This is a genomic window from Labrys monachus, assembly GCF_030814655.1.
In the GTDB taxonomy this organism is placed as follows: Bacteria; Pseudomonadota; Alphaproteobacteria; order Rhizobiales; family Labraceae; genus Labrys; species Labrys monacha.
This window is the reverse complement of record NZ_JAUSVK010000001.1, coordinates 948,514-964,571: the sequence shown is the minus strand read 5'-3', so window position 1 is coordinate 964,571 and position 16,058 is coordinate 948,514. Positions and strand designations below refer to the sequence as shown.

14 protein-coding genes are annotated in these 16,058 nt (G+C 68.6%); 11 read left to right on the top strand and 3 right to left on the bottom strand.

The genetic code is table 11. The features are described 5' to 3' along the window. Positions 1–50: 50 nt before the first annotated feature. The 6 genes from J3R73_RS04250 to mgtA all read left to right on the top strand — a co-directional run bounded on the left by J3R73_RS04250 (position 51) and on the right by mgtA (position 8,102). Positions 51–893 (top strand): universal stress protein, encoded by an 843-nt coding sequence (locus J3R73_RS04250; protein WP_307422807.1) that lies wholly within the window; start codon positions 51–53, stop codon positions 891–893. 46 nt (positions 894–939) lie between these two features. Continuing rightward, positions 940–3,486 (top strand): cation-translocating P-type ATPase, encoded by a 2,547-nt coding sequence (locus J3R73_RS04245; RefSeq protein WP_307422805.1) that lies wholly within the window; start codon positions 940–942, stop codon positions 3,484–3,486. 152 nt (positions 3,487–3,638) lie between these two features. Next, positions 3,639–4,487: an ABC transporter ATP-binding protein gene (locus tag J3R73_RS04240; RefSeq protein ID WP_307422802.1), complete on the top strand. Its 849-nt coding sequence runs from the start codon at positions 3,639–3,641 to the stop codon at positions 4,485–4,487. After that, positions 4,480–5,274 (top strand): ABC transporter permease, encoded by a 795-nt coding sequence (locus J3R73_RS04235; protein ID WP_307422799.1) that lies wholly within the window; start codon positions 4,480–4,482, stop codon positions 5,272–5,274. Before J3R73_RS04240 ends, J3R73_RS04235 begins: the two co-directional genes overlap by 8 nt. A gap of 15 nt (positions 5,275–5,289) precedes the next feature. Next, positions 5,290–5,502 carry a ChaB family protein gene (locus J3R73_RS04230; RefSeq protein ID WP_307422794.1) on the top strand — a complete coding sequence of 71 codons (213 nt, stop codon included), beginning with the start codon at positions 5,290–5,292 and terminating at the stop codon, positions 5,500–5,502. Next, positions 5,499–8,102: a magnesium-translocating P-type ATPase gene (gene mgtA, locus J3R73_RS04225; protein WP_307422791.1), complete on the top strand. Its 2,604-nt coding sequence runs from the start codon at positions 5,499–5,501 to the stop codon at positions 8,100–8,102. Before J3R73_RS04230 ends, mgtA begins: the two co-directional genes overlap by 4 nt. 21 nt (positions 8,103–8,123) lie before the next feature. Here mgtA and J3R73_RS04220 read toward each other — a convergent pair whose 3' ends face one another. From J3R73_RS04220 to J3R73_RS04210, 3 genes are all read right to left on the bottom strand, one after another. Next, positions 8,124–9,107: a zinc-dependent alcohol dehydrogenase family protein gene (locus tag J3R73_RS04220; protein ID WP_307422788.1), complete on the bottom strand. Its 984-nt coding sequence runs from the start codon at positions 9,105–9,107 to the stop codon at positions 8,124–8,126. 68 nt (positions 9,108–9,175) lie between these two features. Next, the gene (locus J3R73_RS04215; protein ID WP_307422785.1) at positions 9,176–9,760 is read right to left on the bottom strand and encodes an HdeD family acid-resistance protein; all 585 of its coding nucleotides are present in this window, start codon (positions 9,758–9,760) and stop codon (positions 9,176–9,178) included. A 41-nt stretch (positions 9,761–9,801) separates the two neighbouring features. Next, a complete protein-coding gene (locus J3R73_RS04210) occupies positions 9,802–11,421 on the bottom strand; it encodes a bifunctional aminoglycoside phosphotransferase/ATP-binding protein (protein ID WP_307422783.1) in 1,620 nt (539 codons plus the stop codon). On the opposite strand from J3R73_RS04210, the gene J3R73_RS04205 reads away from it, so the two are divergent. The 5 genes from J3R73_RS04205 to J3R73_RS04185 all read left to right on the top strand — a co-directional run bounded on the left by J3R73_RS04205 (position 11,396) and on the right by J3R73_RS04185 (position 16,040). Continuing rightward, a complete protein-coding gene (locus tag J3R73_RS04205; protein WP_307422780.1) occupies positions 11,396–12,196 on the top strand; it encodes an Hsp20/alpha crystallin family protein in 801 nt (266 codons plus the stop codon). The two genes, J3R73_RS04210 and J3R73_RS04205, sit on opposite strands and share 26 nt — an antisense overlap. Before the next feature lie 56 nt (positions 12,197–12,252). Next, positions 12,253–12,900, top strand: coding sequence for a BON domain-containing protein (locus J3R73_RS04200; RefSeq protein ID WP_307422777.1), 648 nt, complete (start codon positions 12,253–12,255; stop codon positions 12,898–12,900). 79 nt (positions 12,901–12,979) lie between these two features. After that, positions 12,980–14,566: a sensor histidine kinase gene (locus J3R73_RS04195; RefSeq protein ID WP_307422774.1), complete on the top strand. Its 1,587-nt coding sequence runs from the start codon at positions 12,980–12,982 to the stop codon at positions 14,564–14,566. Continuing rightward, the gene (gene fixJ, locus J3R73_RS04190; RefSeq protein WP_307422772.1) at positions 14,556–15,173 is read left to right on the top strand and encodes a response regulator FixJ; all 618 of its coding nucleotides are present in this window, start codon (positions 14,556–14,558) and stop codon (positions 15,171–15,173) included. Before J3R73_RS04195 ends, fixJ begins: the two co-directional genes overlap by 11 nt. Positions 15,174–15,380: 207 nt before the next feature. Continuing rightward, entirely contained in the window at positions 15,381–16,040 is a 660-nt protein-coding gene (locus J3R73_RS04185) for a helix-turn-helix domain-containing protein (protein ID WP_307437080.1), read from the top strand. The last annotated feature ends 18 nt before the right edge of the window (positions 16,041–16,058 follow it).

Genomic DNA, 16,058 nt, shown 5'->3' with positions numbered 1-16,058 from the left:
CCCGCGCATGTCGCATGCTCCTTCTTCCAAGAGGCGGGACGGAGAATGACATGATCGGGAACGTGAAGAACGTGTTCGTCGCAGTGACGAAGCAGTTCGGGCCGGCGGAAACATCCTTCGCGCTGCCTTACGGGCTTTCGCTCGCCCACCGGGCAGACGCCCACACAACGGTGCAGGCTTCGTCCGTCAGGCTGAAATTGCCTTTCAACTGGGCCAACGGGCTGGTCTGGGACCTTGTGCAGGCCGAGAACAGGCGATTGGAGGCGCTCGTCGAAACCGTCGCCCAGACCGCGCGGGCGGACGCGGCGGCAGCCGGAATCATCTGTTCCACCGAGACGCCGCAATTGTCCTATCCCGATCTGCTGGCCTCGTTCACGGCGCAGGCCCGCGTGCACGATCTCGCGGTTCTCGACGCCGAACCGGAGTCCATCGCTCTCGATCGGGCGGTGGTGGAGACATTGCTTCTGGACAGCGGCCGTCCTCTGATCATCGTCCCCGCCGGACACGACGTGTGCCGAAGCAGGCGGGTGATCGTCGCCTGGGACGGCAGCGCCAAGGCCGCGCGGGCGACGGGCGATGCCCTGCCATTCCTGAAGGACGCCGAGGCGGTGGAGATCGTCTCGGTAACCGGCGAGAAGGACCTGCCGGACGCCCTGATGGGAGCGGACCTCGCGCCCTGCCTGGCACGGCACGGCATTCGCGTGTCCGTGAACAGCCTGGACGCCGCCGACGGCGACGTTGCGGCGACGCTGCGCAGCCACGCCGTGGGATTCGGGGCGGATCTGCTGGTGATGGGCGGATTTGTCCATTCGCGGCTGCACGAGACCGTTTTCGGCGGCGTGACCCGGTCCCTCCTCGACCATTGCCCGGTGCCGCTGTTCATGTCGCATTGAGGTCGGGCTGACGCAGCGTACGGCCCGAAGGAACTGAGCCATCCAGATGAACGACGGCGCAGCGCCTCCAGCCGCCGCGGCTGGCCGCCTCGAAGGACTGTCGGAACAGGAAGCGGCCCGGCGCCTGGCGCGTCATGGCCCGAACACGCTCGAAAAGCCGCGTTCGCGGAACGTGGCCGACATCATGCGGGACATCCTGCGCGAGCCGATGTTCCTGCTCCTCCTCGCCGCCGCGGTTCTCTATCTGACGGTGGGCGATTGGGGGGAAGGCATCTTCGTCCTCTGCGGTGCTGCCGTCACCATCGGCCTCGTGGTCTTCCAGGAAGCGCGAACCGAACGTGTGGTCTCGGCGTTGCGCCAACTGGCGGAGCCTTTCGCCAGGGTGATCCGCGAAGGCCGGGAGCGGCGCATCCCGGCGCACGAGCTCGTGCCGGGCGACCTGATGCTGGCGGGGGAAGGCGAGCGCCTGCCGGCCGACGGCGTCCTGGTCGCCGGCGACGCCCTGACGGTCGATGAATCCGTTCTCACCGGGGAGAGCGTCCCCGTCAGCAAGCGACCGGCGGGCGACGGGGGACCGGCAGAGCATGCGGAGGCACAGCCGGGCGGCGAGGCAACGTCCTTCGTCTATGCGGGTACGATGAATGTCCGCGGGCAGGGCGTGGTCGAGGTGACGCGCACCGGCGTTTCCACCAATCTCGGACGCATCGGTCTGTCCCTGGCCTCGATCGAAGACGAGCCGACGCTCCTCCAGAAGAGCATGCAGCCGCTCGTCGCCAGGCTCGGCGCTACCGCCCTCGCTTTTTGCGGCATCGTCGCCCTGACCTACGGGGTGCTGAGGGGCGATTGGATCGAGGGCGGGCTCGCCGGCATCACGCTCGCCATCGCGCTGCTGCCCGAGGAATTCCCGATGGTGCTGGCCATCTTCCTCGCGCTCGGCTCCTTCCGCCTCGCCCGGCAAAAGGTGCTGGTCCGCCGCTCCGCCGCCATCGAGACGCTGGGCGCGGTGACGATGCTGTGCGTCGACAAGACCGGCACGCTCACCGAGAACCGCATGCGTGTCGCCGCGACATGGCGGACCGGCATCCTCTACGATCCCTCAGCCGCCGGCGCCCTCGATGTGCTCGTGCCGGCGGCGCTGGCCTCGGCACCTCGCCCGGTCGATCCGATGGACAAAGCGGTGCGCGAGGCGGTCGGCTCGTCGCCCCTCCCGGTATCCGCAACCCAGCCTCTGCGGTCCTACCCCTTGCGGCCGGACCGCCTCGCCTTCATCCAGGCCTGGGCCATGCCGGACGGCGAGGTCCTCCATGCGGCAAAGGGCGCTCCCGAAGCGATCTTCGACCTGTGCGGGATGCCGGCCGGCGAACGGGCGCCGGCGGAAGGTGCCGTCGCCGAACTCGCCGAGCGCGGGCTGCGCGTGCTGGGCGTCGCGAGCAGCCGCCGGGCCGGAGTCGGCGCGGACGGGCGCCTCCCGCTCTTCGGGTTCGACGGCCTCGTCGCGTTCGAGGATCCTGTCCGGAGCGATGCCGCCGCCGCGTTGTCGCAGGCGCGGCATGCCGGCATCGACGTCGCCATGATCACCGGCGACTACCCTGCCACGGCGGTCGAGATCGCCCGCCAGGCGGGCATCGACACCGGCGCGGGTGCCATGACAGGCGCCGAGATCGCACGGCTTGCACCCGGTGCGCTCGAACAGCGCGTGCGGCGGACCCGGGTCTTCGCCCGCGTGGCCCCGGAACAGAAACTCGCTCTCGTCGAAGCCTTCAAGGCCAATGGCGAGGTGGTCGCCATGACCGGAGACGGCATCAACGACGCCCCCGCGCTGGAAGCGGCCCATATCGGCATCGCCATGGGCCGGCGCGGCACGGACGTCGCGCGCGAGGCGGCGGACATCGTGCTTCTCGATGACCGGCTCGCCTCGATCATCGGCGGCATAAGGCTGGGCCGGCGCATCTTCGCCAATCTGCGCAAGGCGCTCGTCTACGTCACCGCGATCCACATCCCGGTTGCCGGCCTGGCGCTGCTCCCTGTCGTGACGGGCCTGCCTCCCGTCCTGTTTCCGCTCCATGTCGTCCTCCTCGAACTCATCATCGATCCCGTCTGCTCCCTCGTCTTCGAAGGAGAGCCCGGCGAGCGGCACGCCATGGACAAGCCGCCGCGGCGGTCGGGCGAGGCGTTGTTCGGCATGCGCCACATGGCGTTCGGCGTCCTTCAGGGTCTGGTCGTCCTCGCCTGCGTGTTCGGCGCCTATCTGTGGGCCTGGGCGCAGGGCCTGCCGGAAGACAGCGCCCGTGCGCTCGCCTTCGTCATGCTGATCGCCGGGAACCTGTCGCTCGCCTTCGCCGAGGCGGCCGAGGTGGGAACGCCGTTCCTCGATCGCCGCCACTGGGTCTTCTTCGCCATCGCAACGCTCTCGTTCCTGGTGATGGCGGCGATCTTCGGCATCCCCGCCCTCGCCTCCGTCTTCCGCGTCTCCCTGCCTCCATGGCCCGTCCTGGCCGCGGGCCTGCTGCTCAGCGCCGCTGCCGGCGGATGGGTCGGCTTCGCGCGCTGGCTGGGTGAAGCCGCAGCGGCGCGGCGGGCCAGGCAGGCCTGATCGGCCGGCTCGATTCCCGCCCCCTTCTCCGGCGCCCGGCCGCCGTTCGCCCGGCCGCTTGTCATGGATCAAGGCGCGGGAGACCTCCCTCTGTAAGGTGGCGCCGCGTGGCCGCTCCGGGAGTCCGGCGTGGCGCTGGTAGAGGGCCAGGGATGGAACAGCATGCGGTATCGATCGCGCCGAAGACGGCCTCGGAAGAGGCTGCCGCTCCCCTCCTGCGCACGGCGGCCCTGACCAAGTCCTACGACGGACACGTCGTCGTCGACGGCGTCGATCTCGCCATCGCGCGCGGCGAGATCTTCGGCCTCATCGGACCCAACGGCGCCGGCAAATCGACGCTCATCAAGATGCTGACGACGCTCCTTCCCGCGACCGGCGGCAATGCCTGGATAGCCGGGCGGGACCTTTCGCGATCCTCGAAGGAGGTGCGGGCGCTGATCGGCTACGTGCCGCAATTGCTGTCCGCAGACGGCGCCCTCACCGGCCGCGAGAATCTGCTCCTCTCGGCGCGGCTCTATCTCATTCCGCCTCGGGAGCGCGCATCGAGGATCGCCGAAGCGCTCGCGATGACCGGTCTGGCCGGCGTCGCCGACCGGCCGGCGCAACACTATTCCGGCGGCATGCTGCGCCGCCTCGAGATCGCCCAGAGCACGCTCCACCGTCCCGTGCTCCTCATCATGGACGAGCCGACGGTCGGTCTCGACCCGGTGGCGAGAACCGCGATCTGGGACCACGTCCGCGATCTTCGCACCCGCTACGGCACTGCGATCCTCATCACCACCCACGTCATGGAAGAAGCGGAGACGCTCTGCGACCGCATCGGCATCCTCCACCGCGGCCGCCTCGAAAGGGTGGGTTCGCCGGCGGCCTTGAAGGCGCAGCTGGGGCCGGATGCGACGCTCGACGACGTCTTCGCGCAGGTGGCCGGCAGCGATATCGACCAGGGAGGAGACTATGGCAACGTCCGCCAGGCCCGTTTCAATGCCAGCGCCCATGGATAGGGGGCTCGTTCGGCCCGTCGGCGACTACGCCACCCAGGTCTATGCGGTGGCCGCTGCCGAGCTCAGCAAGCTGCGCCGCGACCCGAGCGAGTTGCTCACCCGCGCGATCCAGCCGGCGCTCTGGCTGGTGCTGTTCGGCGAGGTCATGGCCCAGGTTCGCGGTCTGGCGTCCGAGAACGGCCGCTACCTCGACTTTCTCGCGCCCGGCATCCTGGCGCAAAGCGTCCTGTTCGCCGCGATCTTCTACGGCATCGCCGCCATCTGGGAGCGCGACCTCGGCATCCTGCATCGCTACATGGTGAGCCCCGCCCCGCGCAGCGCCCTGGTCATCGGCAAGGCCGTCTCCGCCGGCGCCAGGGGCCTGTCGCAGGCCGTCGTGGTCTATCTCCTCGCTTATGCGCTCGGCATCGCCGTCGACGTTCATCCGGCAAACCTCGCCGCCGTTGCCGGCGTGATCATGCTCGGCTCGGCGCTGTTCTCCACCTTCTCCCTGATCATGGCCTGCATCGTCAGGACCAGGGACCGCTTCATGGGCATCGGCCAGGTGCTCACCATGCCGATCTTCTTCGCCAGCAACGCCATCTATCCGATCGAACTCATGCCGGCATGGCTGAAGGCCATCTCCCTCGCCAATCCCCTGACCTATGAGGTGGACGCCCTGCGCACGCTCATGCTGACCGGGGGGACGAGCCGCTTCGGGCTTTCCGTGGACTGCACGGTGCTGCTGGTCACCACCGCGGTGCTCATCGCGATCGCCGCCCGCCTCTACCCGCGCCTGACGGCCTGATCGAAGGAGGCGACCATGCCCTATGCCGCCATCGAGGATATCCCCGAAAGCGTCCGGGCGCATCTGCCGCTTCATGCGCAGGAAATCTACCGCGCCGCCTTCAACAGCGCCTGGACCGGCTATGCACGCTATGGGACCGCCGCTCGGGAGGAGATCGCCCATCGCGTGGCCTGGGCCGCGGTGAAGCGCAAATACCGCAAGGACGACGGCACATGGGTGGAACGATGACGGAAAGCACGATCCTGCCGGGCGCTCCGAAGGCGGCCGGCCCCGCCCCGCTTCCCGGCACGGGCAGCCGCCTTTCGTCGGATGCCGGAGACGCGTTCTGGACGGTGTCCAACGAGGAAGCGCTGCGGGCGACGTCGAGCAGGCCCTCCGGCCTCACGGCCGCTGAAAGCGCCGAGCGCCTCGCGCGGTACGGCCCCAACCTCGCTGTGGTGAAGAACCGGCGCGGCCTCCTCGCCAAGCTCGGCAAACGCCTCGCCGAGCCGCTGATCGCCATCCTCCTCATCGCCGCCGTCCTGTCCGGCGCCACCGGCGACTGGCAGAGCTTCATCCTGATCGTCGTGATCGTATTGTTCTCGATCCTTCTCGACATCGTGCAGGAGCAGAAGGCGGAATCGGCCGTCGACGCGCTCCGGCATTCGGTGGCGGTGACGGCCTCGGTGCGACGGGATGGAAAGGCGGTGGAACTGCCCGTGCGCGATATCGTGCCGGGCGACGTGGTGGAGCTGCGCAGCGGCAACCTCGTTCCGGCCGATGGCGTCCTCTTGTCGGGCCGCGGCGCCCTGGTGAACGAGGCGATGCTGACGGGCGAGCCCTATTCGGTCGAGAAGCGCACGGGCCCCGCCGCCGGCCTTGCGCCCAACGATGCCTTCAACGCGCTGTTCAGCGGCACGAGCATCGTCGGCGGCGAGGCCGTCATGCTCGTGATCGCCACGGGCGGAAAGACGCGATTCGGTGCCATTGCGGCCTCCCTCCAGGCCCGGCAGCCGCCGACGGCGCTGGAGCGCGGGGTCCACGGCCTCGGCATGCTCATCCTGCGCCTCACCGGCTTCCTCGTCCTGTTCGTGCTCCTCACGCAGGTCGTGCATCACGGCCTCTCGCTCGAGAGTTTCATGTTCGCCGTGGCCCTCGCCGTCGGGCTGACCCCGGAACTGCTGCCGATGGTCATGACGGTGACGCTGGCGCGCGGAGCCGTCAGGATGGCCGAACGCAAGGTGGTGGTGAAGCGCCTCTCCGCCATCCACGATCTCGGCGCCATGGACGTCCTGTGTACCGACAAGACGGGAACGCTGACCGAAGCGCGCATCACCCATGTCGGCAGCGTCGGCCCCGACGGCCTCGAAAATACGCGGGTCGCCGAACTGGTCCGGCTGAACAGCCACTTCGTCAGCGGCATGCAGAGCAATCTCGACGATGCGATCAACGCCGGCCCGATGCCCGCCGGCGACTGGCGATGCCTGGACGACCTGCCGTTCGACTTCGAGCGAAGGCGGTGCTCCGTCCTGGTCTCCAGCGGTTCCGCGCCGGAATTGATCACCAAGGGGGCGCCCGAGGCGATCCTGGCGATCTGCAGCGACGTCGAGGCGCCGGACGGCACCCCCATCCCCCTCGACGAGGCGATGCGGGCGAAGCTGGTTGCCCTTTTCGAGGAGAAGGGACGCCAGGGCCTGCGCCTGCTCGCCGTCGCCCGCCGCGCCATGCCGCCCGATTGCAGCAAGGTCGAGGTCGATGCGGAAGCCGGCCTCGTCTTCGTCGGCTGCGCCATCTTCGTCGATCCGCCGAAGGCCAGCGCGACCGAGGCCGTCGCCCGCCTGATGGAGGCGGGGGTAGCGGTGAAGATCATCTCGGGCGATGCCGCCGCCGTGGTGCTGCATCTCGTCGAAACCCTGCACCTTCCGGCGCAGGGCATCCTGTCGGGTGACGAAATCGCCTCGCTCAGCGAGGCGGCCCTCATCGACCGCGTCGGCAGGACGAACCTCTTCGTCCGCATATCGCCCGACCAGAAGAGCCGCATCGTGCGGGCGCTGCGCCGGGCGGGGCACACCGTCGGCTTCATCGGCGACGGCATCAACGACGCCCCCGCCATCCACGCCGCCGACGTCGGGCTTTCGGTGGAGGGCGGCACGGACGTCGCGCGCGAAGCGGCCGATATCATCCTGCTCGCCCCCGACCTCGGGGTTCTCGGCGACGGCATCGTCGAGGGCCGGCGCACCTATGCCAACATCATGAAATATATCCGCATGGGAACGAGCTCGAATTTCGGCAACATGCTCTCGATGGCGCTGGCCTCGCTGATCCTGCCGTTCCTCCCGCTGGCCCCCCTGCAGATCCTGCTCAACAATCTGATCTACGACGTCTCCGAGATCGGCATCCCCTTCGACGTCACCGACCGGGAAATGCTCGCCGCGCCGCAGGCCTGGGACATGAAGGCGGTCCTCCGCTTCACGCTGATCATGGGGCCCCTGTCGTCGCTGTTCGACATCGCCACCTTCATCCTCCTCCATTGGGGCTTTGCGTCCGACGTCGCGGTGTTCCGGACGGCCTGGTTCGTCGAATCGATCTCGACCCAGATCCTGGTCATCTTCGTGATCCGCACGGCAAGGCCGCTTTGGGCGAGCAGGCCCCACCCCGTCCTGGTGGCGACCTCGCTCGGCGCGCTGGCGGCGGCGCTGTTCCTGGCGCTGTCCCCGCTCGGCGCTTTCGTCGGATTCGTCCCGCTTCCCGCGCCGACTCTGCTGGCCGTCATCGGCATCAGCGCGGCCTATCTCGCCTCGGCGGCGATCCTGAAAAGGATCGCCATGCCTTCCTTAGCTGGCAAATAGAAGCATTTTCTGCCGCGCCGTTCAGGGCACCAGCACCGCTGCGCCCTGGAACCGACCAGCCCTCAGATCGGCGAGCGCGTCGTTGGCGCGTTCGAGCGGGTAGACCGTCGTGGTCGTCCGGATGCCGGCCTGCGGCGCGAGGGCGAGAAATTCGACGGCGTCGTGACGCGTCAGGTTGGCCACGGAGACGAGCTGGCGCTCCTCCCACAGGATGGCATAGGGGAACTGCGGTATGTCGCTCATATGGATGCCGCCGCAGACCACGCGCCCGCCTTTCCGGACGGCCCGCAGCGCGCTCGGCACCAGGGCTCCGACGGGGGCGAAGATGATAGCGGCGTCGAGCGGCTCCGGCGGCGTCTCGTCGGAACTGCCGGCCCAGCAGGCGCCGAGCGAACGGGCCATCGCCTGGGCGGCATCGTCGCCGGCGCGCGTGAAGGCGTAGACCTCGCGTCCCTGCCAGCGGCAGACCTGGGCGAGGATATGGGCCGCGGCGCCGAATCCGTAGAGCCCGATCCTGCGGCTCTCCCCCGCCATGGTGAGCGAGCGCCAGCCGATCAGGCCGGCGCACATCAGAGGGGCCGTATGGACGGGGTCCTCGCAGTGCGGCAGGGGAAAGGCGAAGGCGGCGTCCGCCACGACATGGGTCGCAAAGCCGCCGTCGCGGGTATAGCCGGTGAAGGCCGGCTCGTCGCAGAGATTCTCGTGGCCGGAAGCGCAATAGGGGCAATGGCCGCATGTATGCCCGAGCCAGGGAATGCCGACACGCGTGCCCGGCACGGGAGCCGACACGCCCGCGCCGAGCGTCTCGACGATGCCGACGATCTCGTGCCCCGGGACGATGGGCACCTTGGGGTTGGCCAGTTCGCCGTCGACGACGTGAAGGTCGGTCCGGCACACCGCGCAGGCCTCGACCCGTACCCGGATCTCGCCGGGCCCCGGCTGGGGGTCCGGCCTGTCTTCGAGCTGCAGCGGCGTGCCGATCGCACGCAGGACCATGGCTTTCATGTCTGTCTCCTCGGAGAGCGTTTCGAGAGGCGGTCGGCGACAGGCCGATCACCTGGACGCCGCGGCACTCAGCCCGCCCCCTGCCGCCGCGGATCTGCGGCCAGCGCGATCAGCGCGATGCCGCCGAACACCATGTCGATGCCGACCAGAAGGCCGAGTGCCCAGAGGGGGGATCCGGGCAGGCCCGCCAGCACGATTCCGGCGAAGATCAGGTCGGCGACCCCGTTCATCGTCATCCATTCCCACCGGCCCGGCAGGTCGCGGCGGCAGACGGCCGCCAGCCCGATCAGCAGGATGGCATCGACGACGAAGAAGGCCGCGAGCAGGATGGTGAGCGACACCGTCCCCTGGAACGGGTCCACCAGCAGGGCAAGCCCCACGAGCAGCGCGAGGGCCGCCGACGTCAGCGACCATGCCAGCTTGATCGCCCCCCGCGCCGGGAAGGCGGCGATGCCGCCGGCGATTCCGGCGATCAGGAAGAGCCATCCGAGAAAAGCGACGGTCACCAGGCCGCCGAGCATCGGGGCGAGAACGGCGGCGCAGCCCAGCACGACCAGCACGACGCCTTCGGCAAGAAAGACCGATCTGAGATCGGCGGCCGATCGCTGCTCCCCGCTGGAGCGGCGGTCACCGGCCGCAGGCTGGGACGCCATGGTGGCTCTCCTCTTCCCGTCCGGCAGCCGATCGGCCGCCGCTACATCAAAGGCCGTGCCCGGAAGGCGGCGGCCTCGAGGCAGGCGCGGCCGCACCCCCAGGCGGCCGGCCCCGCATGGGCCTCCCGCTTCAGCGCCAGGATCGACAGCGCCTCGTCGACGACCGCCGCCGGCGTGAAGGTGCTGTCGAGACGGTGCCACGAGATCAGGCCGAGGTCGTGGCTGACCTGCGCCCGCACGACGGCCGGGTCGGCGTCGGACGCGTCGTTCGAACGTTCGGTCACGCGCTGGATCATCACGGGAACCGGCGCATCCAGCCAGAATCCGGTGAAGGGAACGCCTGCATGGCTGGCGATCCCCTCGACGACGTTGCGTTCCGGAAACTGGCCGTGGACGGCATCGAGGATGACGCTGTATCCCGCCTCGATGACGAGATGGGCCTTGCGGTTCAGCGTCTCGTAGACCACCGCGCTCGCGGCCGGGGTATAGGCGGCGGCCGGAAGGCGCTCCTTCTCCGGCACGCCGGCCAGGCGCTTGCGCTCGATGTCGCTGCGCAGGATCACCGCACCGGGTGCCGTGCCGATGAAGGGGGCGAGCGCCGCCGCCAGCGTGCTTTTGCCCGTGCCCGACAGGCCGCCGATCGCGACCAGCCGAGGAGGCGCACCGACGAGGAATCCCATCGCCAGCTTGAAGTAATGCCGCGCCTCGTCCTCCATGGCGCCGGCCCTGTCCCGGGGCTGCAGCGGGGCCGCCGCGGCGGCGATCTTCGCGCGAAGCGAGGCGCGGATGCCGAGGAAGAGCGGCAGCGCCTTGAGGCCCGCCAGATGCGCCTCCTCGCCCGCCGCCCACAGATAGCGGTTCATGACGAAATTGGCGGCCTGGTGCAGGCCGCGGCTCCACAGGTCCATGAGCAGGAAGGCGAGATCGTACAGCACGTCGCAGGTGGCGATCGCGTCGTCGAACTCGATCGCATCGAACAGCACCGGCTTTCCCGAGATCAGGGCGATGTTGCGCAGATGCAGGTCGCCGTGGCAGCGCCGCACCAGGCCGGCCTCGCCGCGTTCGATCAGCAGCGGCCGGCAGGCATTGAACGCTTCCTTCGCCGCCTGCGTGAGACGGTCGACCTCGTCGGCGCCGAAGAGCGCCGGGCTTTCCCGCAGTGCCTCGTCGTTCTGCGCGATATAGCGCTCCAGGCTGGCGGCCGCGGCGCGGCCGTCCCGCAGCGGCGCCCGCCGATGCGACTGGAATATCACCTGCGCGACCGCGGCGAGCAGCGGCGGCTCGAGCGGAGCCACGTCGGCCACGCGATCCAGCGTCTGGCTCTCGTCGAACCGGCGCATCCGCACCACCCAATCGACCGCTTCGCCGTCGCCGTCCAGCTGCAGCCGGCCGTTCCGGCGCGTTATCGGCACGGCATCGAGATAGATGCCCGGCGCGTTCGGCCGGTTGATCTCGATTTCCTTCTCGCAGGCGTCCCGGCGCCTGGCGATCGTCGAGAAATCCATGAAGGGAAAGAGCACGGCGCGCTTCAGCTTATAGGCATGCTCGCCGGCGAGGAAGACCACCGCCCCATGGGTATCGATGCGCTTGACCGGACCGGCCACGCCATAGGTATCGGGAGCGCACAGGAACTCGATGACCTCGCTTTGGTCGGCAACCACATGCGACGGATTCGCCGCTGGATGCGTCGCTTCTGCATTTGTTTCGGGCATCGATCTCCTCCGTTCAGCGAAAGCGCCTGCGCGCGCCGCCCCAGAAAACAGGGGGATCGCGGGCGGCGTATTGATCCATCTCAACCGAAGGCCGCGGCACGGTCCCGCAACCGCCGAAAACCGCCAAAAACGGTACGGATTTGACCAAGATCAACGCGCTCGCAGCCGCCGGATGGTCTTCGTGGACCGTTCCCAATGTCGGAAACGGCAGAACATGGAGGCAGAAATGAGTCTGAAACCCTTAGCTCCCCTCAACCGCACGGGGTCCGAGCTGTCGCAGGCGAATATCTTCCGGTCCCTGCAGCAGGAAATCGACAGGATTTTCGATGATTTCGGCCGGGGATTTCCCGCGCTGAGTTCCCTCGGCTGGACCGGGTCCTCCGCCACATCGGATCTCGTCCCGCGCATGGACGTCTCGGAAACCGATCAGGCCATCGAAGTCACCGCCGAACTGCCGGGACTCCAGGAAAAGGACGTCGAAGTCACGCTGACCGACAACATCCTGACCATCCGCGGCGAGAAGAAGGCCGAGAAGGACGAGACGAAGAAGGACTACCGGCTGATCGAGCGGCGACACGGCTCGTTCTCACGCCGGATGGAACTGCCGGCCGGCGTCGATTCCTCGCGCATCGACGCACGCGTCTCGAACGGCGTGCTGACGGTGACCGTCCCCAAGACCGCGCCGAGCGTCGCCAAGAAGATCGAAGTCAAGGCCGCCGCGTGACCAGGGAGGCGTCGCCGCCGCCCGCGCAAGAGGCTCATACAGGAAAGGACATCACCATGGATGACAAGCTCCTCCGTCAGTCGATCATCGATGCGCTCGACTTCGACCCCCGCCTCGACGCCGCCAATATCGGCGTCGGCGTCGAGAATGGCATCGCGACGCTCACCGGCCATGTCGGAAGCTATGCGGAGAAGATCGCCGCCGAAACCGTCGTCCGCCGCATCAAGGGCGTGCGCGCCATCGCGGTCGAGATCGAGGTGCGCTATCCGAGCGACCGCAAGACCGCCGACGACCAGATCGCCCAGCGCGCCGTCGCGGTGATCGCCTGGGACGCGATGGTTCCGGAAGGGGTCGTCGAGGTGAAGGTGGAGAAAGGCTGGGTCACCCTCACCGGCTCGGTCACCTGGCAGTTCCAGCGCGAGGCGGCCGAAACGGCCGTGCGTAAGCTCAGTGGCGTCATCGGTGTCATCAACCACGTCATGGTCAAGCCGCATGTGCAGGCCACCGATGTGAAGTCGAAGATCATGGCTGCGCTCAAGCGTGACGCCGAGTTCGAGGCCGATGCCATCCGCGTCAATGTGGACGGCGGCAAGGTCGTGCTCGAAGGAAAGATCAAGGCCTGGCACGAACGCTCGGTCGCCGAGCGCGCGGCGTGGTCGGCCCCCGGCGTGTCCAGCGTCGAGGACAATCTGCATGTCGCATGATGGCGACCGTCGGGGCACATCTGCTGTCGCTCCGCGTTCCCAGACGTCTGCGACGAACGCCTCCGCGGAGGATAATCAGATGCGGCCGGCCCCGTTCGGCCGCATCGACCCGAACGAGCCGGACAGCGAAGGCTTCGGGCCGCATTCGGCGCGCATCGTCGACGACAATGCGGTCCTGATCGGCCTCGAAAGCGCGGGGATCGGCTCCTGGGACCTCGATCTGGCAACCCGAAAGCTGGTGCTGTCCCCGGCCGCGCGGGCCCTGGTGGGGGTCCCTGCCGGACGGCCCGCCGACGATTTCGACGACTTCCTGTCCCTGCTGGATCCTGAGGATGCCGCCGCAGCCGGCGAGGCTGCGGCAAGCGCGTCGCGGATCGGAACACCCTTGGATGTCCGCTGCCGATTGGCCGGCGGCGGCGGCCGTTGGCTGCGCCTGCGCGGCGCGCCATCGCAAGGGCTTGCCGATGGAAACGCGCGCCTCGCCGGCATCCTGCTCGACATCGACGAAGAGAAGCGCCTCGAACGGACCCTTCTCATCCGCGAGGAGCATCTGCGATCGATCCTGGACACCATCCCGGACGGGATGATCGTCATCGACGACGAAGGGACGATCCAGCTTTTCAGCCGCGCCGCCGAGCACCTGTTCGGCCATGACGAGACGGCGGCCATCGGGCGCAACGTCAGCATGGTGATACCGCTGCCCGACCGCAGCCGCCACGATAGCTACATGGCCCGCTACCGGGAGACCGGCGAGCGCCACATCGTCGGCATCGGCCGCATCGTCATGGGAGAGCGCAAGGACGGCTCGACCTTTCCGATGTACCTGTCGGTAGGCGAAATGCAGTCGGGCGGCCGGCGCTACTTCACCGGCTTCGTGCACGATCTCACCGAGCAGCGGCAGACCGAGGCACGGCTGGCGGATCTGCAGGCCGAACTCATTCATGTGTCCCGCCTGAGCGCCATGGGCGATATGGCATCCGCCCTCGCCCATGAACTCAACCAGCCGCTCGCCGCGATCAGCAACTACATCACCGGATCGCGGCGCCTGCTGGAACCGCACGAGCTCGCCCACGCCGTCAAGATCGAGGTTGCGCTCGACAAGGCGGCCGAGCAGGCCATCCGCGCCGGGCGGATCATCCGCCACCTGCGCGGCTTCGTCGCGCGAGGCGAGACGAAAAAGCGGACCGAGAGCTTGTCGAGGCTGGTGGAGGATGCGAGGGCGCTCGGCCTCATCGGTGCGCGCGAGCAGGGGGTCACCCTGCGTATCGATCTGCCGGCAGAGTGCGACCTCGTGGTCGTCGACCGCCTCCAGATCCAGCAGGTGCTCGTCATCCTCTTTCGGAACGCCCTCGAGGCGATGCAGGACTGCAGCCGCCGGGAGCTGACCGTTTCGAGCGCCCCGGGTGACGAGGGCATGACGCTCCTGTCGGTTGCCGACACCGGCCGCGGCTTCAGCGAGGAGACGAGGTCGCGCCTGTTCCAACCCTTCTTCACGACCAAGGGCACCGGCATCGGTGTCGACCTGTCCGTCAGCCGCACCATCGTCGAGGCGCATGGCGGAAGGATGTGGGCCGAGACGAACGATCTGGGCGGCGCCACCTTCCTGTTTTCGCTGCCCTCCGCCGCCGGCCGCAAATCTTCGGGAGACCGTTTCGATGCCGTCTGACGCCCAGGTCTTCATCATCGACGATGATGCGGCGATGCGGGATTCCCTCGAATTCCTGCTCGGCATCAGCGGTTTCGCCGTGCGCTCGTTCGAAGCGGCGGCACAATTCCTGTCGGCCGCTCCGCATCTCGGCTTCGGCTGCCTGGTCACCGACATCCGCATGCCGCAAATCGACGGCATCGAGCTTCTCAAGCGCCTGAACGCCGCCGGCGTGAAGCTGCCGGCAATCGTCATGACCGGCCATGGCGACGTGCCGCTCGCGGTCGAAGCCATGAAGCTCGGCGCCATCGACGTCCTCGAAAAACCATTCGAGGACGAGAGGCTGCTCAGGGCGCTCAGGACGGCGCTCGACCGGGGCGCGGATGCGCGGGATCTCCCCTCCGCCGCCGAAGGTCTCGATGCGCGCCTCGCCTCGCTCAGCCCGCGGGAACGGCAGGTGATGCAGGCTCTGGTCTCCGGGCGAGCCAACACGGCGATCGCGAGGGAGTGCGACATCAGCCCGCGCGCCGTGGAGGTCTATCGCGCCAGTGTGATGGCCAAGATGCAGGCTGCCGACCTGTCCGATCTCGCCAGGCTCGCCATGCGCAGCGGCGCCTTGGGCGGTTGAGCTTGGGCGGTTGAGCTTGGGCGGCCGAGCGCGGAAGCGCGGACGGGCGTGCGCCCCGCCGGCCTCCGGGAAATCCCTTAGGGGGGAGCCCTTAAGGCATCGACCGAAATTTCGCGGCGGGGCGATCGCCTCTACCACTTGGCCATCCGCACCGCCAAGGAGATGGCTCCGATGCTTTCCCGCACCATGATCGCTCCCGCCCCCGACATGCGCACCGGCCTCCTGCCGGCCCTGCCTCCCAAAGCCGACAGCCGCTTCTTCTCCACCGCCCATCCCGGCCTGCTCGGCACCCTCGCCTCCTACGGCAAGGACGAGGAGATCTATGGTGACGACGAGCCCGCCGACTATGTCTACGAAGTGGTGAGCGGCGCCGTCCGCACCTGCAAGCTCCTCGACGACGGCCGCCGCCAGATCGGCGCCTTCCATCTGCCCGGCGATGTCTTCGGCCTCGAATCCGGCCCCGCCCACCGCCTCACCGCCGACGCCATCGTCGACACCACCGTCCGCCTCGTCCGCCGCAGGAGCCTCGAGGCCGCCGCCCAGGGCGATGTGCGCATCGCCAATGCCCTCTGGGCCACCACCGCCCGCGACCTGCGCCACGCCGAGGACCACATGCTCCTCCTCGGCCGCAAGACCGCCAAGGAACGCGTCGCCGCCTTCCTCCTCGAAATGGACCGCCGCCTCACCGTCGCCGGCATGCTCGACCTGCCCATGTGCCGCCGAGACATCGGCGATTATCTCGGCCTCACCCTCGAGACCGTCTCACGCGTCCTCTCCCAGCTCCAGCAGGAAGGCGTCCTCGGCCTCTCCGGCGCTCGCCACATCGTCCTGCGCAACCGCCAGCGCCTCCACGGCATGAATATCTGAACGGCTACCGGAGAAGAG